The following is a 19872-nucleotide window of genomic DNA, read 5'->3' on the forward strand; positions in this document are numbered from 1 at the left end:
CCTGGTCTGGGCCCACCCAGACCAGGATGTACTCAACCAAGGGTGATAGGAATGAATCGTCTCGTAGTCCTCGGCAGCGTGAATGCGGATCATGTGCTGCGCGTCCCCCACTTTCCCCGCCCCGGTGAAACCCTGACCGGCCACAGCTATCAGGTGGTGCCCGGCGGCAAGGGCGCCAATCAGGCGGTAGCCGCCGCCCGCCTCGGCACCCCTGTCTCCTTCATCGCCCGCATCGGTGATGATGCCATCGGCCACCAAATGAAAACCGGGTTTGCCAACGACGGCATCGATGTCAGCGCCGTCGAACTCGACCCCAGGCTCCCCACCGGCATCGCCATCATCTATGTGAGCGACGAGGGGGAGAACAGCATCGGCATCTCCGCCGAAGCCAATGGCGCCCTCACCCCGGCCGTGGTGCAAGGTCACGAGGCGATGATCGCCGCCGCCCACACCCTGCTGCTGCAACTGGAAGTGCCGCTCGAGAGCGTGCAGGAAGCGGCCCGTCTGGCTCGTGCCCACGGCACCCGGGTGGTGCTCAACCCCGCCCCCGCACGCCCGCTCTCAAGGGATCTGCTGGCGCTGGTGGACCTCATCACCCCCAACCAGACCGAGGCCGAGCTGCTGACCGGCGTCAAGGTCACCGACGAAGCGAGCGCCCGTGAGGCTGCCGCCCGCTTCCACCAGATGGGCATCGGTGAGGTGATGATCACCCTGGGGTCCCAAGGGGTCTATTGCAGCAAGGGGCAGCAACAGGCGCTCATGCCGGGTTTTCGGGTCAAGGCGGTGGATACCACGGCGGCCGGGGATACCTTCAACGGCGCCTTCCTGGCGGCCGAGCTCGCCGGCGCCGACTTTGACGCGGCCGTACGCTTTGCCCACGGGGCGGCGGCACTCTCCGTCACCCGGTTTGGTGCACAGAGCTCCATCCCGAGCAAGCAGGAGGTCGATGCTTTCCTCCTTGAACAGACTGCGCAGGGGCACTGATGGCCAATATCAAGGAGGTGGCTGCGCTGGCGGGAGTGTCGACCACCACCGTTTCCCACGTCATCAACGAGACCCGCTTCGTGGCCGAAGAGACCCGGGAGCGGGTCTTCGCCGCCATGCGCGATCTCAACTATGCCCCGAGCCTGGTGGCCCGCAGCCTCAAGGTAAAGGAGACCAACAGCATCGGCATGCTGGTTACCACCTCCAGCAACCCCTTCTTCGCCGAGGTGGTGCGCGGGGTGGAGCGCTACTGCTTCGAGCAGGGTTACAACCTGATGCTGGGCAACACCGAAGGACAGGCCGAGACGGCGCTCTCCTACCTCAAGATGATGCTCAGGAAACGGGTCGACGGCCTGCTCATCATGTGCAGTGAAGGGCAGCAGGAGGTGTTCAACCAGCTCGACTGGCTCAAGAGCCTGCCGGTCGTGGTGATGGACTGGGGCATGGAGAATGGCGAGGTGGATCTCATCGCCGACAACTCCCATCGTGGAGGCTACCTGGCAACCCGCCATCTGCTGGGGCTGGGTCACACTGCCATCGGTTGCATCACGGGCCCCCACAGCCGCGCCCCGGCCAACCAGCGCCAGGCGGGTTTCGAGCAAGCGATGCAGGAGGCCGGGCTCACCGTCAATCCGGGCTGGATCCAGGAGGGAGACTTTGACTGCGCCAGCGGCGCCGCCGCCATGACCCGCCTGCTGGCGCTGCCAGAGCGTCCCACCGCGCTGTTTGTCTGCAACGACATGATGGCCATGGGGGTCATCAGTGCCGCCCATCAGGCAGGGCTGGTGATCCCCCGCGATCTCTCCATCGTCGGCTATGACAACGTGGCGCTGGCCCAGTTCATGTCCCCCCCGCTCACCACGGTCAATCAACCGAAAGAGGAGCTGGGCCGCCTCGCCGTCACCCGGCTGCTGGCGCGCATCAACGGCGAGCCCATCGCAAACCGCATGATCACCGTGGATCCGGACCTGGTGATCAGACACTCCTGCGCTCCCTTTTCCTCACCGGACAGCAAACCAGTTTAAGTGCCAGCAAGCAGCAGAAGGGCGGCCATGAGCCGCTCTTCTGTGTATTGTCTCCTTGGCATCGGCCCCGAGACTGCACAAGCCACCACTCAACTCAGCTTGAGATCATCCTCTTGCTGCGCCTCTCCCAGGGGAGCCAGGCGCAGCAGCCCCAGCGCCGTTGCCAACGGCTGGAGCAGCGCCTCGTACCCGGAGGGTGCTGGCAGCCAGTAGCGAATTGGCCAGCCCGCTTGCAGCAGTTCGGGGGCGCAGCTGCCAAGCTCGCTCAGCGCCAGCATGCAGCCACACTCGCGCATCTTCTCAAGCAGGGTGGCATCCGGTATCAGCGCAGGCAATGCCAGGATCAGTCTCCCCTGTGGCAAGGGGGGCAGGCTCGCCAGCAGAGGGGCCAGCTGGGCAGGCTGATGAAGCCTTACCAGCAAGGTGCCACTGCATGGCTCTTCTGTCAGCCATCGTGCCATCACGGGCCCAAGGACACCACGCTCTTGCATCCAGCCCACGTCACAGGGCTGCTGGCTCACCCGCCAGCGCAGGCTGACCGCCGTCACCGGCACGCCCTGCTCGTCTCTCATCGCCTCGCAGAGGGTCTCCAGGGGGGAAGGGGCGGCCCCCGCCAGCCATTCCCGCAATTGGTGCAGCTGCCGCTGGGCCATGTGGAGATCAGCCTTCATCGCACTCTGATACCACACCAGGGTGGTCCCCTCACGCTTGGCCTCGTTCAATGCCAATATGGCTTGCTCCAATAGCTCATCGGCATCCTCGCCACCCTCGCGCCTGGCCACTCCGAAGCGACACGCCAGATCAAAGCTGCTTTCCCGGGTCACAAACTCAAACTGCAACAGACTCACCATGGCTGCAAGCAGCAGGTTATCTCGCTGTCGTCGCGTCACGGGACAACCTCGATGCGGATCACCTGCCAGACCATGTTGTTGTGGATGGCGGACACATCCATGTCGGGATGGGCCGAGAGGGGGACCAGCAGCCAGAGCGGCCCTTTATTGCGACGGGTGAGCGGTTTGTCATCCTGGTAACGCACCAGGGTCAGCGGCACCTTGGCAAACAGGGAGAGATCGACCCGCTGCTGGTAGCCATTGAGTGCGGCAACATCGATGGCGCTGGCACTATCCACCTGCTGCTGCGCCAGCACGCTCTTCAGGGTCGGTCCACGATAGCGGTGAGTGCCGAGGGTCCAGGGCGTCGCCGTCTCGAACTCCACTTGTGGCAAGGCTGCCAACGCCGCCTCATCCAGGGTGATTTCCCGCTTGTCCGGCAGGATCAGTTGCAATAGCGAAGAGGAGGAAGCCTGGGTACCGAACGAGAAAAGCACCAGCAGGAGCGAGGCCATCCCGCGCGTTGGAAAGTTCATGACATGTTGTGCCAACTGCATCTTGAAGTTAGGAGCCAGTGTGGCGATTTCAGTGGGTCAATGCAACTGTGTGAAAAATCAATAATTAGGGGCCCCGCATCTCCATCCAGTTATGGCCCTCGACGGAGAGAGGCTGATGCACTCCGCAACTTTGCAGGAGTTCATCCACAAAAGCGGGCACCAGCAAGGAAGCCGGACCATAACGTTTTTCATCAAACTGGCTGCCCACTTCGCTCGGCTCCAGATTGAGCTCCACCGTATGGGCACCGTTCAGGCCGGCCTCATGGACGAATCCGGCGGCAGGGTAGACCGCCCCGGAGGTCCCGATGGAGATGAAGAGATCGCACTGAGCCAGGGCCGAGTAGATGCGGTCAAGTCCGAGGGGCATCTCCCCGAACCAGACCACATGGGGGCGCAGCGGGTGGGGAAACTGGCAGCAGGAACACAGCTCTTCCTGATGGAGATCCCCGCGCCACTCGATCACCTGACCAGAGCCCGGGCAGCGGGCCTTGAGCAACTCGCCGTGCATGTGGATGAGGTTCTTGCTGCCGGCACTCTCGTGCAGGTTGTCGATGTTCTGGGTGACCAAGGTGACGCGCCCCGGCAGCAGGCGCTCCAGACGGGCCAATGCATAGTGGGCCGGATTGGGGTGGATCTCGGCGCGCTGCAACTGATGGCGCCGTGCATTGTAGAAACGTTGTACCAGTTCGGGATCCCGCGCATAGCCTTCAGGGGTGGCCACGTCCTCCACCATGTGCTCTTCCCACAGGCCATCACAGGCCCGGAAGGTCTTGATACCGGATTCGGCCGAGATGCCGGCACCGGTGAGGATCACGATATGTTTGGCTGACTGCACCATGGTTGTTCTCCTCCAACGGGTAACAGGCTGACCTTAGCACAGGAGCAAGAGGCGGCCCATTCGCCCTTGGTCTTAGGCCGATGGGAGCACAAAGCTCGCCATGGGCGCGAGATCCAGCCTGGCAAAGACCATCTCCCGTCCTGTCACCAGGGTAAGCGGCAACCCGAGCCCCTTGAGCAGAGCCAGCATGGGGCGATTCTGGCCGAGCACTTCCGCCGTCCACTCCCGGATCCCCTCCCCGTATGCCAGCCGCGCAAGCGCCAGCAGGATGCGACGCCCGGCGCCGCGATGCTGAAAATGATCCGCGACGATGCAGGAAAACTCGGCCCTGTCCGGGTGCAGGCGCCGGCGAACGGACTGGGCCATGGCAAGCGGCCCCCCCTGCTCGTCGGTCAGCAGCAATCCTATCTGGGGTTCTCTGGGGTAGTCGAGAAAGAAGGCGAGCTGCTCGGCCGTCGCAGGCTGCTTGGCCCGCATGAAGCGCAAATAGACGCTCTGCTCGCTCAGGGCGTCATAGGCCGCGCATATTCGCTTCGGGTCGCTGCCCGCCAGCTCCTGCAAGCGGCAAGTCAGCCCCCCCACCACCATCGTCATCGGCAAGGCGGCCCGTGAGGCGGGAGCCGTCCAACCCGACATTCCCTGCCACAAGCGCGGCTCATCGAGCGGCCAGCAAAGATAGCGAGCCATTTACCAGCGCCCTGCCACGCCGCGATCCTGCCACTGGGCGGCATCCTGCAGGTTGAAGGGGTCGTCGAGGTAGAGCGCGATGCCAAGCTCCCGGGAGCGCTGGATGAAGCGGGCCAGCAAGGAGTCGGCAGCCATCGCCTCCAGTTCGGGCAGCAGGTGTTGCCCGAGCAGCAAGGATTGCAACGGCAGACGCTCGATGAGATCAAACGGCAGGTGCTGGGCATGATCGAGCAGCAGCGCGAGTCTGGCCCCCGCGAGGCTCGCCTGCAGCACCAGGGCGAAACGGTCCGCCTGGCTCAGCAGGTGATCCCGTCGGTGGATGACCAGGGTGAGTTCGCTTGCTTCTCGTCCATGCTGCTCGAGCCAGAGCTTGAGCGGCTCCCAGTGAGGGGAAAGACCGCTCAGGCTCAGCCAGATCGGCAGCGTGCAGGAAGCCGCATCTGCCAGCAGCCCAAGCTGTCCTCTCGCCTCTCCCTGCCAGCTACGCACGGTGCGCTTGAGCCCGCCCAGCCTGCGCTGACGCTGGGGGCCAAGATAGAGCATCTTGAGCAGACGCAGCAGATCGTCGCTTTGCAGCGGCTTGGCCAGGGCGGCCAGCACGTTGAAACCCGCATCGTGCAGGAGACGCCGGGCGCCGTCTATCAGGGTCTGATCATGAGCGGAGAGCAGGATGATGGGCAGACCGCTGTGGCGATACTGGGGATGGCTCATCAGCAGGCTGATGGCATCCTGCTCCGCTAGGCTGAGATCACAGATAAGCAATCTCACGCCCCCCTCTTCCAGCGCCTTGAGGCACCCTTCGCCATCCTGAACCCAGTGGCAGGGCAACCCCAGTCCCTGGATCTCCTGCTGAATGCAGGCTCCCTGGAAGGGGTGATCTTCGAGCAGCAGGATCTGGCACTGGGCGAGCCAGGCACGCCACCCCTGCTCTCGTGCCTGCAACCCCTCGAGCCAGGGATCGCTGAGGCGATAGATCCCCGCCCCGGGAGCCAACAGATGAGGCAGATAGTCGGCCCCCTGATGAGAGGCAGGATCAAACAGGGCGATGGCCCCGGCGGCAAACAGTCCTTCCCATTGCCAGCCGGCATCGGGTCGGGTGCGGTGCAGATTGGCATAGGCCGGCAGGCCCGCTCCCTTGACCGCCAGATGGGAGACGGCGTCCAGGGCATAGACGCTGACCGGGTAAAACGTTGGCTCCTGGCTGTCATCAGACTCCAGCAAGTCCATCAACTCTTCATCTGTGATGATCATCTCATGCTCTCTCGCCCAGTTGTCGGCAGACCTCTTCCACGCACTGCCTCAAGGCGGCTGCAAGGGGATGTCCGGGGGCCTCCTGCCAACGGTCGATCACCTCTACCAGGGGGGTAGCCCCCACCATTTTGGCGGCCCCCTTCATCTTGTGTAAAGCCGTATTGAGGGCCTTCTCGTCCCCTTGTGTGACACACCGCTCAATGTCGGCCAGATCATGGTGAACCGATGCCAGATAGATGTCTACGAGGGCCGGGCTGAGGGACACGGGCAGGGAAAGGGCTGCCGTTGGCTGCGGTGCCTTCCCCCCGTCATGGGGGCCAAAGACGGTACGAAGCAATACGGCCAGATCCCTGAGCAAGACGGGTTTGTCCAGATGGCCCTGACAGCCGCATTCCGCCAGTCGCTGCGCCGCCTGCTCGCTGAGATCCGCGGTGATCACGTAGACGGGTAGATGCTGCCAGCGTTCATCGGCGTGCAATTGCCTGCAGAGCTCGGCGCCGTCCATCACCGGCATCTGCAGATCCGTCAGCACCAGATCCACCGACTCCGATTGCAGGATCTCCAGTGCCAGACGGCCATTGGCCGCGCTCAATACCCGGGCCCCCAGCTGACCCAGCTGCATGCTGATCAGCATTCTGTTCACCTCGTGATCTTCCACCAGCAGCACCCGCCTGCCTGCCCCCGGCAGGTCCGTGATCTCCTCGGCGCCACGGACGAGTCTGAGCTGCAGCAGGCTGACCACGGAGCCCGGGATCCAGGGTTCCCCCTGCCAGTACCAGGCGCACAAGCCCCCATCGTCCTGCATGGCCCCAAGGCAAGGTGCCGCCGGATCCTCGGCCACGCCAAACTCTGCGAGCCAGGCCCGCATATATTCGAGCTCCCCGGGCAACAGTTGTAGGGAGACCGTCTTGACGCGCGGTTGCCAGGGCGCCTTCTCCTGCGCATGCCTGAGGGGCAACGAGCAGAGGAAACGGCTACCCCCGCGAGCCAGAGGCTCGACCCGGATCTCGCCCCCCATCTGCTCCATCAACTGGCGGCAGATGGCTAGCCCAAGCCCGGTTCCCTGGGCTCTGGGCTGGCCAGGCTCCTCCCCTTGTTCGAAGGGCAGGAACAACCGGGGCAACAGCTCGGCACTGATCCCGGGCCCCTCGTCGTCCACCCCGCACAAAATCCACTCCCCTTGTCGCCGGGCCCAGAGCACCACCTCTCCCCGCTCGCTGAACTTGATGGCGTTGGAGAGCAGGTTGTGCAGCACCTGTTGCACCCGGTGGGGATCGAGTTCCATCAAGGCGGGCAGCGCCGGGTCGAGCGCCAGGCGCAGTTGCAGATGGCGAGATCGCGCCTTGGACCAGTGCACCGCCGCCACGTGTTCGCACAGCTCCACTAGATCCGTGGGCTGTACAGAGAGGCGCAACTGACGCGTTTCGTTGCGGCTGAAGTCGAGCACGTCGTTGAGCAGCCCGAGCAGTTCATTGCCCGCCTGCCTGACATGGGCCAGAGCCGAGGCCTGCTCTGCATTGAGTCCGGTCTGCTCGAGCCACTCCAGCAAGCCGAGCATGGCGTTCATGGGGGTGCGGATCTCGTGGCTCACGGCGGCCAGGAAGCGCCCCTTGGCAAGCACGGCCTGCTGGGCCTGCTCGTGGGAAAGCTGCAGGGAGTGCTCCTGCTCCACCCTGGCCGTCACATCCTGCACCACCCCGTAGATCCGCCACCCCTCCCCCTGACGGCGCCCCCTGCCGGAAAATTGCAGCCAGCGGGTTCCCTTGGCGGGGTGCTGATAGCGCAGCAGATGGGAGAAAGGTCGCCCGGCTTGCAGCATGGCCAGCATGGGGGCTCGCATCTCGCGCCTGTCCTGGTGGGAGATGCGAGTCAGGGTCTCGTTGGGATTGACCCGGATCTGCTGGCTCGCCAGCCCCAGCAGTTCGTGACTGCCCCGGCTCACAAACTCCACCCGGGTGATGGCCCCCCCAGCAGGGTGAATTGCAGCACCACACCGGGCACCGTATTGGTGAGGGCGCGCAGGCGCCGCTCTGCCTGACGCAGCAGGCGGGTACGCTCGCGCAGGGCGCTGATGTCGGAGAGGGCGATAAGATCCCCTGCCGGTGCCTGGGGGCCCAGTCGCAAGGGGATCTGGGCATAGGAGTAGACCTGCTCGTGCAGCGCCAGCTCCCCTTCGGCGCCCTGCAACTGTGGCGCGGGCAGCACCAGATCGGCGGCGTAGCGCGCCTCCATGCGCTTGGCCCGCTTGTTGCGCTTGATCACCTCCCCTTTGTCATTGCGCAAGAACACGGGCACGGGGAGCGCCTGGAAGAGAGACTCCCTGAACTTGCTTTCCAGCGCCAGCGCCTGCTCTACCTTGTGACGCTCGCGGGCCTCCTGGGCCAGTTGCTGGCGGGAACGCCAGACTGACCAGATCACCGCCATGCTGATCAGCAGTGCCAGCAACACGGAGCCAAGCCAGAAACCGTAGCTGACCCCTTCCTGCTGGTTGACCACCAGGCGACGCCAGCGTTGCACCAGCTCGTCCACCTGCCGATCATTGAGGGTCATCAGGCTCTGATCCAGCACCCCTGCCAGGCTGGTCTGTTCCGGCCGGATGGCAAAACCGAGGCCGAAACGCTCCGGCAATTCGGTGATGGTCAGCTCGCTCAACTGGTTGTTTCGAATGGGATATTGGAGCTGGTACAACTCCGCCAGCATGGCCTGGGCATCCCCATGCCGCACCGCCGCCAATCCCTGCAGCAGGTTGTCGGTCACCTCCCACTCATGCTGGCCGAACCGGGCAAGCAGGCCGGGATCATAGAGCATTCTCGGGACCACCACCTTGCCACTGACGTCCGCGAGGGAGGCAGGCCCCCTCTTGCTGCGACTGACCAGAGCATAGCGGCTGGTCGCCACCATCCGGGTGAAGTCGAACTCCTTGTTCAGGGCGGCGGACTCCATCAGCCCGACCATCATGGCGGCATCGCCACTGCGCAGCAATGCCAACGCCTCCTCCCGGCTGGCGGCGGGTACCAGCTCGAAGCGCAGCCCTGTCTGCCGACTCACTTCCCGCAAGACATCCGCACTCCAGCCAATGAGCTCTCCCTGCTGGTTGACACCGCTGTATGGCATGAAGCCGGGATCCGCCACCATCTTGATGGTGTGGGCCTTGCCGACCAGCCAGGCCTGCTCCTTGTCGGTAAAATGCAGAGGATTCACATCCTGCTCACCCTGAGGCAGATACTTGCCCAGATCCCGGTAGAGACTGCCCGGCGGCAAATAGCGGATGGCCGTATCCACCAGCTCCAGCAACTCGGGCTGGTTGCGCATCATCAGCCGGTAACTGATGACCAGATCATCGCTGCGAAGACGACGAAGGCGCAGCCCTTCATCCGGGAATTCCCGCATCAGGTAGCGCAGTTGCAGATAATCGCCGAGATAGGCGCTGCCCTTGCCGGCCACCAGGGCACCATACCAGTTCTCGGCATCGGTCAGCTGTTGCTGGGATGAACCTGGATAGAGACGCTTCAGGATCTCCTGGGCCTGCCAGATAGGTGACACCAGAAACTGCGCCTGATCGAGCTCACCCCGATAGAGGATGGCGGACTCCGCTTCCATCATGGCCCGGCTCAAGACGGTATCGCTCGAGTTCGACCGGGCAGGCCCGACGTGAGGAATGAGATCGCAGCGCCCGTTCAGCAGATCCTGCGTCATGGCTGCCCAGCTCGGCCGCTTCTCGACATGCACCGGTACCGGCAACAGCTCTGCCAACCGCGTCATGCGATCGATAAGCAGGCCCCCCTCCGCCTCCAGATAGGGAGGACGTTGCAGGGCCGGGTAACAGAAGGTCAGTCCGGTGAGCGAATCGGCATAAGCCTGGGCACCCGGTGACAGCGGGAGTATGGCGGCACGCAGTGGCAAGGCCAGCAGCGCGCCGGACAACAGAAGGATTTTTATCATCGGAATGGAAAAGCCAGGCGATTGCCTGGCTTTTTGTCACTCGTTGGGTTCAACATTTTCTACCCTGGCCTTGAGCTTCTGGCCGGGCCGGAAGGTCACCACGCGACGGGCGCTGATGGGAATATCCTCCCCCGTCTTGGGGTTGCGTCCGGGACGCTGGTTCTTCTCGCGAAGATCGAAGTTACCGAAGCCGGAAATCTTGACCTGTTCGCCACGCTCGAGCGCCTGTCTGATCTCCTCAAAGAAGGCTTCCACCATATCTTTGGCTTCACGCTTGCTCATCCCGAGCTGGGTGAACAGGTGCTCTGCAATGTCGGCTTTGGTAAGCGCCATAGATCAATCCCTCAAGGATGCATTCAACTCTTCACCGAGGGCCCGCACGACATTGTCCACGGTCTCGGCGATCTCTTTCTCCTCCAGGGTGCGCTGGGTGTCTTGCAACACCAGGCTGATGGCCAGGCTCTTCTTGTCCTCTGCCATACCAGCGCCCTGGTATACGTCGAACAAGTTTATTCCAACTAACTGATTTCCGCCAACTTTTTTAATTACTGCCAGAACGTCGCCTGCCAGGATCTGTCTGTCAACCACCACGGCGATGTCGCGACGGTTGGCCGGGAACTTGGATACTTCGGCAGCAACCGGCACCTTGGCCGGCGTCAGTTTGTCCAGCTCCAGCTCGAACATGACAGCGCGGCTCTTGAGCCCCAGCTTCTTCTCGAGGCTCGGATGGATCACGCCGATGTGGCCGATCACGACGCCATTACGCAGAATGGCTGCGCTCTGGCCCGGATGCAGGGCACTGTGCTCGGTGCGCTCGAAGGTGAAGGTAGCCCCTTCGGCAGTCAGATCCAGTACCGCTTCCAGGTCACCCTTCAGATCGAAGAAGTCGACGGGACGGGCCTTGACATCCCAGTGCTCGTCCCCCTGGTTGCCGGTGATGATGCCGGCCAGCATGGGTTCCTGACGGATGCCGTTCTCGGCATTCTCGTCCTTGATGAAACGCAGACCCTGCTCAAACAGGCGCACGCGTGGCTGCTGACGGTTCTGGTTGTAGACCACCGCCTGCACCAGACCCGGGAACAGAGAGACGCGCATGGCGGACATCTCGACCGAGATCGGGTTCGGCAGCACGATGGCATCGCTCTGCGGGAACAGGGTCTGCTGAGCCTTGGGATCCACGAAGCTGTAGGTGATCGCTTCCTGGAAACCGCGGTCAACCAGCAGGTCGCGCACCCGCTTCAGGGTCACCTGTCCTTCTGCCTGCTCTACCATCGCGAGGGAGGCGGCGGGTTTGAGGTTCGGGATGTTGTTGTAGCCGTAGATGCGGGCCACTTCCTCGATGAGGTCTTCCTCGATGGCGATGTCGAAACGCCAGGAGGGGGCCAGCGCGGTCCAGCCGTCAGTATCTACGGTTACCTGCATGCCCAGACGAGTCAGAATTTCGACCACCTGCGCATCCGCTACGCTGATGCCGATCACCTTGTCGAGCTTGGTGCGGCGCAGCTTGATGGGTGCCGCTTTCGGCAGATGGGCATCGGATTTGACTTCGATGACCGGACCCGCTTCACCGCCGCAGATATCTAGCAGCAAACGGGTGGCACGATCCATCACCTTGGCTTGCAGCTGCGGATCCACCCCGCGCTCGAAGCGGTGGGAGGAGTCGGTGTGCAGACCGTAGGCACGGGCACGGCCGGTGATGGAGAGCGGCGCGAAGAAGGCGCACTCCAGCAGGATGTCGGTGGTGGTCTCGGAGACACCGGTGCGATCGCCGCCGAAGATGCCGGCCATGCAGGCAGGGCCTTTGCCATCGGCAATCACGAGCGTGGTCTCTTTGAGCTTCACCTCGTTGCCATCGAGCAGGGTCATGGGCTCGTCGGCCTTGGCGCGACGCACCACCAGTTCCCCTTCAAGCGTCGCCAGGTCGAAGGCGTGCATCGGCTGGCCGTATTCCAGCAGCAGGTAGTTGGTGATGTCAACGATGGCGTCGATGGAACGAATACCGCCACGGCGCAGCTTCTCCTGCATCCAGAGCGGGCTCTGGGCGTGCAGGTTCAGCCCCTTGATGACACGGCCCAGATAACGGGGGCAATCTGCTGACGCTTCAACCCGGATCGGGAAGGTTGCATCGATAGTGGCAACAGCCGGCGCCCAGGTCGGCTCGACCACGTCCACGCTGTTGAGCACGCCGATTTCACGGGCAAGACCCGCGATGCCGAGGCAGTCGGCACGGTTCGGGGTCAGATCCACATCGATGCTGACGTCGTTGAGCGCGAGGTATTCACGGATATCGGTCCCGATGGGGGCATCCAGCGGCAGCTCAATGATGCCATCGGCTTCGACGTCGATGCCCAGCTCGCTGAAGGAACAGAGCATGCCGTGGGACGGCTGGCCGCGCAGCTTGGCTTTCTTGATGGTGAAATCACCCGGCAGGGTCGCCCCGACCTTGGCCACGCACACTTTGAGGCCGGCGCGGCAGTTCGGCGCACCGCAGACGATGTCCAGCAGCTCGGCCTCGCCCACATTGACCTTGGTCACCCGCAGCTTGTCGGCGTCCGGGTGCTGGGCGCACTCGACCACTTCACCCACCACCACATTGTTGAACTGGCCGGCTACCGCTTCCACGGCGTCCACTTCCAGACCGGCCATGGTGATCTGCTCGGCCAGTGCATTGTCACTCAACTCGGTGCGGACCCACTCCATCACCCAGGATTTACTGAATTTCATGTTCTCTCGCCCTTACTTGAACTGCTTGAGGAAGCGCAGGTCGTTTTCGAAGAAGGCACGCAGGTCATTGACCCCGTAACGCAGCATGGTCAGGCGCTCAACGCCCATGCCGAAGGCAAAGCCGGAGTATTTTTCCGGATCGATGCCGACCGAACGCAGCACGTTCGGGTGCACCATGCCGCAGCCCAGCACTTCCAGCCACTTGCCGTTTTTGCCCATCACGTCCACTTCGGCGCTCGGCTCGGTGAACGGGAAATAGGAAGGACGGAAGCGAATCGTCAAGTCTTCCTCGAAGTAGTTGCGCAGGAAGTCGTGCAGGATGCCTTTCAACTCGGTGAAGCTGGCATGCTCGTCAACCAGCAGGCCTTCGACCTGGTGGAACATCGGGGTGTGGGTCATGTCGTAGTCGTTACGATAGACGCGGCCCGGCGCGATGATGCGGATCGGCGGCTGCTGATGTTCCATGGTGCGGATCTGCACACCGGAGGTGTGGGTACGCAGCATCAGATCAGGATCGAAGTAGAAGGTGTCGTGATCGGTACGCGCCGGGTGGTGAGCCGGGATATTCAGCGCATCGAAGTTGTGGAAGCCATCTTCAATCTCGGGACCACGGGCAACCTTGAAGCCCATCTCGCCAAACAGGCGCTCGATGCGCTCGATGGTGCGGGTCACCGGGTGCAGACCGCCATTCTCGATGCGGCGGCCCGGCAGGCTGACGTCGATGGTCTCGGCGGCCAGCTTCTGGTTCAGCACGGCGACTTCGAGGGCTTCACGACGCGCGTTTAGGGCATCCTGAACCTGCTGTTTGGCCTGGTTGATCACGGCGCCCGCTGCGGGACGCTCTTCAGCGGACAGGGCACCCAGTCCCTTCATCTGCTCGGTAAAAAAGCCCTTTTTACCCAGATATTTGACCCGGATTTCGTCGAGGGCGGCGATGTCGCTCACGCCCTCAATTTCGGCCTTGGCCTGGCCGACTACTTCTTCAAGCTGTTGCATGTCTTCCTCGTCACCACTCCCGGAACAGGAGCCTTTAGGCTAAATAAGGTCAAGAGGGGAATAATACAAAAAAAGCCCCTTGGCTGACCATAGTTATGACGGGCTTTTCTCCCTGCAAATCATTTTGTTATATGGATAAAGCCACAAGCCAGATGCAACAGGATTATGACAAGCGTCGTTTGTTCTAGTTTGTTGGCATATGGAAGGATAAAGCATTCATGAACGTGGCATGCTACCTGCCAACGCTCAAAAATGAGCAACAAAAAAGGAGGCCTGAGCCTCCTTTATTTTTATAACAGAGCTGGATTAGACCAGAGCTGCTTTAGCTTTTTCAACCAGGGCGGTGAAAGCCAGCTTGTCGTGAACGGCGATATCGGACAGGATCTTGCGATCGATCTCGATGGAAGCCTTCTTCAGACCGTCGATCAGACGGCTGTAGGACAGGCCGTTCTGACGGGCTGCAGCGTTGATACGTGCAATCCACAGTTGACGGAACTGACGCTTCTTCTGGCGACGGTCACGGTAGGCATACTGACCAGCTTTGGTTACCGCTTGTACCGCTACGCGGTAGACACGGGAACGGGCGCCGTAGTAACCCTTGGCGGCTTTCATTACTTTCTTGTGACGAGCGCGAGCGGTCACACCACGTTTAACTCTTGGCATTTTTCACATCCCCCCTTATGCGTACGGCAGACAAGCGACAACACGTTTGTGGTCGGCAGCGGAAACAAAGAACTTCGGTCCCAGCTGACGCTTACGCTTGCTGCTCTTCTTGGTCAGGATGTGACGCAGGTGGTTGTGCTTGCACTTGAAGCGACCTGAGCCAGTCTTCTTGAAGCGCTTTGCGGCGCCCCGGTTGGTTTTCATCTTCGGCATTTCATACTCCGCATTGTGAGTGACAACAAAATCGCAAGGCGAACCGACTCATGGGGCCAGCCCCATGAGTCAATTTCTTGTGGGCCTTAAGATTTCTTCTTGGGTGCGAGGACCATCACAGCTTGACGGCCTTCGACTTTCGGGAACGATTCGACTACAGCCAGCTCTTCCAGATCGTTCTTGACGCGCTCGAGAACCTTGATACCAAGATCCTGGTGGGCCATTTCACGACCACGGAAGCGCAGAGTGACCTTTGCCTTGTCCCCGTCTTCCAGAAAGCGAACCAGGTTGCGTAGTTTTACCTGATAGTCGCCTTCGTCTGTGCCAGGACGGAATTTGATTTCCTTGACCTGGACGACTTTCTGCTTTTTCTTCTGTTCTTTGGTGGTCTTGCTCTTTTCGTAGAGGAATTTGCCGTAATCCATGATCCGGCAAACGGGCGGCTCAGCGTTCGGACTGATCTCGACCAGATCCACTCCTGCCTCAAGGGCCAAGTTCAGCGCATCCTGAATGGAGGTGATGCCAATGGCTTCACCATCCAGACCAGTCAGACGAACTTCTTTCAGACGGATCTCTTCATTGATCCGGTGAGCGCGGGCTTGCGGTTGCTTGCCCAGTTTTTTTCCGCCTTTTATAGCTTATTCCTCCACTTTCTTTTGTCCGCGGGTCTGAACTTCCTGGGTCAACAGAGCAATCAGCTCTTCAACAGGATAAGAGCCCAGGTCAGCCCCTTTACGAGTACGCACTGCAATCTTGCCGGCTTCTACTTCTTTGTCGCCGCAGACCAGCATGAAGGGTACTCGCTTCAAAGTATGCTCGCGGATTTTAAAGCCAATCTTCTCATTTCTCAAGTCCGCTTTTGCGCGAAGGCCCGCATCATTCAATGCCTTGGCAACTTTCACAGCATAATCGGCCTGGTTATCCGTGATATTCATGACCACGGCCTGGGTCGGAGCCAGCCAGGTCGGGAACAGACCGGCGTACTCTTCCGTCAGGATCCCGATGAAGCGCTCCAGCGAGCCCAGAATGGCGCGGTGGATCATCACGGGGATGTGGCGCTCGTTGTCTTCGCCCACATAGGTGGCGCCAAGACGGCCCGGCAGGGCAAAGTCGAGCTGCACGGTACCACACTGCCAGGCACGATCAAGGCAATCGTGCAGGGTGAACTCGATCTTGGGACCGTAGAAAGCCCCCTCGCCCGGTTGCAGGTCGTACTTCAGGCCGTTGAGTTCCAGCGCCTCGGCCAGCGCGGCCTCGGCACGATCCCAGGCTTCATCAGAGCCGATACGCTGCTCCGGACGGGTCGAGAGCTTGACCACGATGTTTTCGAAACCGAAGGTGCCGTAGACGTCATAGACCATGCGGATGCACGCAGACACCTCTTCCATGATCTGCTCTTCGGTACAGAAGATGTGGGCGTCATCCTGGGTGAAACCCCGTACCCGCATCAGGCCGTGCAGGGAGCCTGACGGCTCGTTGCGGTGGCAGGAGCCGAACTCGGCCATGCGCAACGGCAGATCGCGGTAGGATTTCAGACCCTGGTTGAAAATCTGCACGTGACCCGGGCAGTTCATCGGCTTGATGGCGTACTCGCGGTTTTCGGACTGGGTGGTGAACATGGCCTGGGCGTATTTCTCCCAGTGACCTGAACGCTCCCACAGCACGCGATCCATCATGAAGGGGCCTTTCACTTCCTGATAGTCGTACTCTTTGAGCTTGCCACGGATGAAGGTTTCCAACTCGCGGAAAATGGTCCAACCATCGTTGTGCCAGAACACCATGCCCGGCGCTTCTTCCTGCATGTGGTACAGGTCGAGCTGCTTGCCTATCTTGCGGTGGTCGCGCTTGGCGGCCTCTTCCAGACGCTGCAAATAGGCCTTGAGCTGCTTCTTGTCGGCCCAGGCGGTACCGTAGATGCGCTGCAGCATCTTGTTGTTGGAGTCGCCGCGCCAGTAGGCGCCGGACATCTTCTGCAACTTGAAATGGTGGCAATGACGCATGTTGGGCACGTGCGGGCCGCGACACATGTCGATGTACTCTTCATGATGATAAAGACCGGGCTGGTCATCACGGGCAATGTTCTGATCCAGGATCTCGACCTTGTAGGTCTCGCCACGGGCTTCGAACACGTCGCGCGCTTCCTGCCAGGAGACCTTCTTCTTGATGACGTCGTAATCCTTGGCGGCCAGCGCCAGCATGCGCTCTTCCAGGGCAGCCAGATCTTCGTCGGTCAGGGTGCGGTCGAGATCGATGTCGTAGTAGAAACCGTTGTCGATGACGGGACCGATGGCCATCTTGGTCTGGGGCCAGAGTTGCTTGATGGCATGACCCAGCAGGTGAGCACAGGAGTGGCGCAGAATGTCCAGACCTTCTTCGTCTTTGGCGGTGATGATGGCCAGGGAGGCATCGGCTTCGATCAGCTCGCAGGCATCCACCAGTTCACCGTTTACCCGACCGGCAATGCACGCCTTGGCGAGACCGGGACCGATGTCCGCGGCCACATCCATGACGGAAACGGCGTGGGCAAATTGACGTTGGCTGCCGTCAGGCAGAGTAATGATTGGCATTAGGTGTTTCCTTATACAGTGGTGACCCCTACCAAAGGCCACATGCAGGTTGGAGAAACCCTTTCATGTCCAGCTGTTCACTCCCGAGTTTCACCGTTCACAATACGGTTGGTACACGGCAGTGGCACACCATATGGCGTGTGCAAGGCCATCCATTGAGAGGTACAGCGGGGGATTGTATCAGACGCGACAACCCAGACAAGCTGTCTTGGCGATTTTGCATACCGTCTAAGCGCGGGTGTCAACCTGTCCTACTTGCGAGGGCGCCCTTCTGCTGCCATACCCTGTACCAGATTGAGGCGTCAGCCAAAGCAAGGGGAGCATGATGTACACCTACGACATTTCATTTCCGGAGCATGCAGAAAAGCTGGTTCATCCGGATCACCTTCTCACGACTCACTGTCCCGTCCATATCGGTGAGCTGGTGATCCTGGGCGATGGCAGCAAGCGGGAGGTATGCAGCATCGTCCACAGTGCCGAGCGCAGTACCCTCTATGTCACGGACGTGACGCCCGGCAAAGTCACCGCCAGCCGTTGATCCCTAGCCGGCGTTCAGAAAAGAGTGGCCATTGAAATCGAAGGCGCTGCGCCCCTCCTCGGCCAGCGCCATCTCCTGCAACACCTGGAGTGCCATCTTGTTGCCCTTTTGCGAGGCCTGATAGAGCCACTGCTTCGCCTCGGCCAGTTCAACCCGCCCGTTGACCCCCATCAGTTGCAGGATGCCCACCTTCAGCATGGCGGGCACATCACCGTTCCTGGCTGCCAGCTCCATCCAGCGAAACGCCTCGTGCAGATCCCGCTTCACCCCGGCCCCGCGCAGATAGACCTCTCCCAGCCGATACTGGCCGAGAGCGTCCCCCGCCTGCGCAGCCTGACGATAGAGTCGGATGGCGCGATCCATATCCTGCTCGCTCCCCTGCCCCACTTCATGGCTCCAACCCATCAGCGCCTTTGCCCGTGGCTGGCCCTGCTCCGCCAGCGGCGTCCAGATCCGGGTCGCCTCATCAAAGTGCCCTGTCCGCCAGGCGCGGTTGGCCGCCGCCAGCTCCTGCTCAGTGGAGAGCGGGATCAGACGCCAGATGACCAGCGCAATGAGGGCGATGAAGAGCCAGCGGGCGATAGTAGGTTGCATGACATTTTCCGTGATCTGGTTCGCATTTCGTCTATGTAAACGAAATGTAGCAACAGATCAAGCAGGAGATCACCTGGGTTCACCCTCTTTCATGGGGTCGCTCTTTGCGAACTTGCAGTTTGAGGGGCTACACAGCAAAATAACTGTATATATAAACAGTGCATTGGTGATGTGATGGCAGGACGAGGCGCGAACCACAATGTCGAGCACCGCTTCAGCGGCCCGCAAATCGAACCAGTTGACGACGGCTGGAGTCAGAGCGACTGGGACGCGGCATTTGCCGCCAGCGCTCCCCGCACCGAGGTGACGGAGATCAGCGCCCGCAGCATCATCAGCTACAACGATTCGCCGGATCTTCCCTTCGGTCGCTCCATCAATCCCTATCAGGGGTGCGAGCATGGCTGCATCTACTGCTATGCCAGACCCAGCCACGCCTACCTTGAGCTCTCACCCGGGCTGGATTTCGAGAGCAAGCTGTTTGCCAAAATCAATGCTGCCGAGCTGCTGCGACGGGAGTTTGCCAAACCAGCCTATCAGCCACAAACCATCGTGCTGGGGGCCAATACCGATCCCTATCAACCCATCGAGCACCACTATCGCCTGACTCGTGAACTCCTGACGGTGATGCTGGCTCATCGCCATCCGGTAGGGCTCATCACCAAGAGCGCCATGATCCTGCGCGACCTCGATCTGCTGACCGAGCTGGCCCGAGAAGGGTTATGCCAGGTGATGGTGTCGGTCACCACCCTCAATGAGACGCTGAGGCGACAGTTGGAGCCCAGGGCCAGCACGGGGGTTGGGCGGATCAAGGTGATCGAACGACTGGCCAAGGCCGGTGTGCCGGTCGGCGTGCTCGCCGCCCCCATGATCCCCAGGCTCAACGAGCCTGAACTGGAACAGATCATTAAGGCCGCCGTCGACGCCGGGGCGGGCTGTGCGGATTACATCTTGCTGCGATTGCCCCACGAGCTCACCACCCTCTTTTGCGACTGGCTCGATACGCACTATCCCGGCCAGAAAGAGGCGATCCTCAACCAGCTGCGGGCAAGCCGGGGTGGCACACTCAACAGCGCTACCTTTGGCAGCCGCATGCGAGGTGAAGGACTGTTTGCCGACCTGCTCGCCCAGCGCTTTCGCCTGATCAGCAGGCGGCTGCAACTGGGCAAGCGCCATATAGCACTCAATACGGCCGCCTTCATCCGCCCGGGCGAACAGTTGCGTCTGTTCTGAGCGCCGTCAGCCCCGTGGTCTCGGCGGGCAGCTTCCCGCTGGATGGCGCTGTGCAATCAGCTCCGCAGGCAGGCGGGATGGCTCGTGCGCCACCTCCTCCTCATCCACCCTAAGGCGCGCCTTCTCCTGTCCTCCCCACATCCGGCTCCACCAGATCTCCCACATTACCCAGCTCGTCATTACAGTGCTCCTGGCAAGCGATGCCTGCCTCTATGGTGGCCTCATTCAACGCA

At 61.4% G+C, this 19872-nt stretch carries 18 protein-coding genes and 1 pseudogene; 4 read left to right on the top strand and 15 right to left on the bottom strand.

Going from position 1 to position 19872, the window contains the following annotated elements:
* Positions 1 to 51 precede the first annotated feature (51 nt).
* Together rbsK and PG887_RS04275 are read left to right on the top strand one after the other, a co-directional pair.
* Positions 52 to 984: a ribokinase gene (rbsK, locus tag PG887_RS04270; protein ID WP_270821232.1), complete on the top strand. Its 933-nt coding sequence runs from the start codon at positions 52 to 54 to the stop codon at positions 982 to 984.
* The gene (locus PG887_RS04275) at positions 984 to 2009 is read left to right on the top strand and encodes a substrate-binding domain-containing protein (protein WP_041211440.1); all 1026 of its coding nucleotides are present in this window, start codon (positions 984 to 986) and stop codon (positions 2007 to 2009) included. Before rbsK ends, PG887_RS04275 begins: the two co-directional genes overlap by 1 nt.
* A gap of 89 nt (positions 2010 to 2098) precedes the next feature.
* Here the strand turns inward: PG887_RS04275 and PG887_RS04280 are convergent, their stop codons facing one another.
* The 13 genes and pseudogenes from PG887_RS04280 to thrS all read right to left on the bottom strand — a co-directional run bounded on the left by PG887_RS04280 (position 2099) and on the right by thrS (position 17277).
* Positions 2099 to 2899 carry a hypothetical protein gene (locus tag PG887_RS04280; RefSeq protein WP_158656183.1) on the bottom strand — a complete coding sequence of 267 codons (801 nt, stop codon included), beginning with the start codon at positions 2897 to 2899 and terminating at the stop codon, positions 2099 to 2101.
* Positions 2896 to 3375 carry a hypothetical protein gene (locus PG887_RS04285; RefSeq protein WP_041211442.1) on the bottom strand — a complete coding sequence of 160 codons (480 nt, stop codon included), beginning with the start codon at positions 3373 to 3375 and terminating at the stop codon, positions 2896 to 2898. Before PG887_RS04285 ends, PG887_RS04280 begins: the two co-directional genes overlap by 4 nt.
* A gap of 85 nt (positions 3376 to 3460) precedes the next feature.
* Complete coding sequence (cobB, locus tag PG887_RS04290) at positions 3461 to 4234, bottom strand: Sir2 family NAD+-dependent deacetylase (protein ID WP_041211443.1); 774 nt, start codon at positions 4232 to 4234, stop codon at positions 3461 to 3463.
* Between the two features lie 72 nt (positions 4235 to 4306).
* Positions 4307 to 4921, bottom strand: a complete 615-nt coding sequence (locus PG887_RS04295; RefSeq protein ID WP_052815379.1) for a GNAT family N-acetyltransferase — start codon at positions 4919 to 4921, stop codon at positions 4307 to 4309.
* Entirely contained in the window at positions 4922 to 6172 is a 1251-nt protein-coding gene (locus PG887_RS04300) for a response regulator (protein ID WP_052815378.1), read from the bottom strand.
* Between the two features lies 1 nt (position 6173).
* A pseudogene (locus PG887_RS04305) lies at positions 6174 to 10114 on the bottom strand (ATP-binding protein).
* A gap of 36 nt (positions 10115 to 10150) precedes the next feature.
* Complete coding sequence (gene ihfA / locus PG887_RS04310) at positions 10151 to 10447, bottom strand: integration host factor subunit alpha (protein ID WP_005300715.1); 297 nt, start codon at positions 10445 to 10447, stop codon at positions 10151 to 10153.
* 3 nt (positions 10448 to 10450) lie between these two features.
* Positions 10451 to 12838 (bottom strand): phenylalanine--tRNA ligase subunit beta, encoded by a 2388-nt coding sequence (gene pheT / locus PG887_RS04315; RefSeq protein ID WP_128271363.1) that lies wholly within the window; start codon positions 12836 to 12838, stop codon positions 10451 to 10453.
* Between the two features lie 12 nt (positions 12839 to 12850).
* Complete coding sequence (gene pheS, locus PG887_RS04320; RefSeq protein ID WP_041211447.1) at positions 12851 to 13834, bottom strand: phenylalanine--tRNA ligase subunit alpha; 984 nt, start codon at positions 13832 to 13834, stop codon at positions 12851 to 12853.
* A 306-nt stretch (positions 13835 to 14140) separates the two neighbouring features.
* On the bottom strand, positions 14141 to 14497 hold the full coding sequence (gene rplT / locus PG887_RS04325; RefSeq protein ID WP_010674800.1) for a 50S ribosomal protein L20: 357 nt from the start codon (positions 14495 to 14497) through the stop codon (positions 14141 to 14143).
* A 15-nt stretch (positions 14498 to 14512) separates the two neighbouring features.
* On the bottom strand, positions 14513 to 14710 hold the full coding sequence (rpmI, locus tag PG887_RS04330; RefSeq protein WP_005300673.1) for a 50S ribosomal protein L35: 198 nt from the start codon (positions 14708 to 14710) through the stop codon (positions 14513 to 14515).
* Positions 14711 to 14796: 86 nt separating this feature from the next.
* Positions 14797 to 15345, bottom strand: coding sequence for a translation initiation factor IF-3 (gene infC, locus PG887_RS04335; protein ID WP_026139078.1), 549 nt, complete (start codon positions 15343 to 15345; stop codon positions 14797 to 14799).
* Positions 15346 to 15348: 3 nt separating this feature from the next.
* Entirely contained in the window at positions 15349 to 17277 is a 1929-nt protein-coding gene (gene thrS, locus PG887_RS04340; RefSeq protein ID WP_010674801.1) for a threonine--tRNA ligase, read from the bottom strand.
* A gap of 322 nt (positions 17278 to 17599) precedes the next feature.
* Here thrS and PG887_RS04345 point away from each other — a divergent pair, with 322 nt between their 5' ends.
* Positions 17600 to 17815, top strand: a complete 216-nt coding sequence (locus tag PG887_RS04345) for a hypothetical protein (protein ID WP_124245003.1) — start codon at positions 17600 to 17602, stop codon at positions 17813 to 17815.
* Positions 17816 to 17818: 3 nt separating this feature from the next.
* On the opposite strand, the gene PG887_RS04350 is transcribed toward PG887_RS04345, so the two are convergent.
* Positions 17819 to 18409 carry a tetratricopeptide repeat protein gene (locus PG887_RS04350; RefSeq protein WP_199767334.1) on the bottom strand — a complete coding sequence of 197 codons (591 nt, stop codon included), beginning with the start codon at positions 18407 to 18409 and terminating at the stop codon, positions 17819 to 17821.
* A 174-nt stretch (positions 18410 to 18583) separates the two neighbouring features.
* On the opposite strand from PG887_RS04350, the gene PG887_RS04355 reads away from it, so the two are divergent.
* Positions 18584 to 19639 (top strand): PA0069 family radical SAM protein, encoded by a 1056-nt coding sequence (locus tag PG887_RS04355; RefSeq protein WP_239053626.1) that lies wholly within the window; start codon positions 18584 to 18586, stop codon positions 19637 to 19639.
* 6 nt (positions 19640 to 19645) lie between these two features.
* Here the strand turns inward: PG887_RS04355 and PG887_RS04360 are convergent, their stop codons facing one another.
* Entirely contained in the window at positions 19646 to 19819 is a 174-nt protein-coding gene (locus tag PG887_RS04360) for a hypothetical protein (protein ID WP_164882096.1), read from the bottom strand.
* Positions 19820 to 19872 lie beyond the last annotated feature (53 nt).

This window comes from Aeromonas sp. QDB14, from assembly GCF_027707845.1.
In the GTDB taxonomy this organism is placed as follows: Bacteria; Pseudomonadota; Gammaproteobacteria; order Enterobacterales; family Aeromonadaceae; genus Aeromonas; species Aeromonas caviae.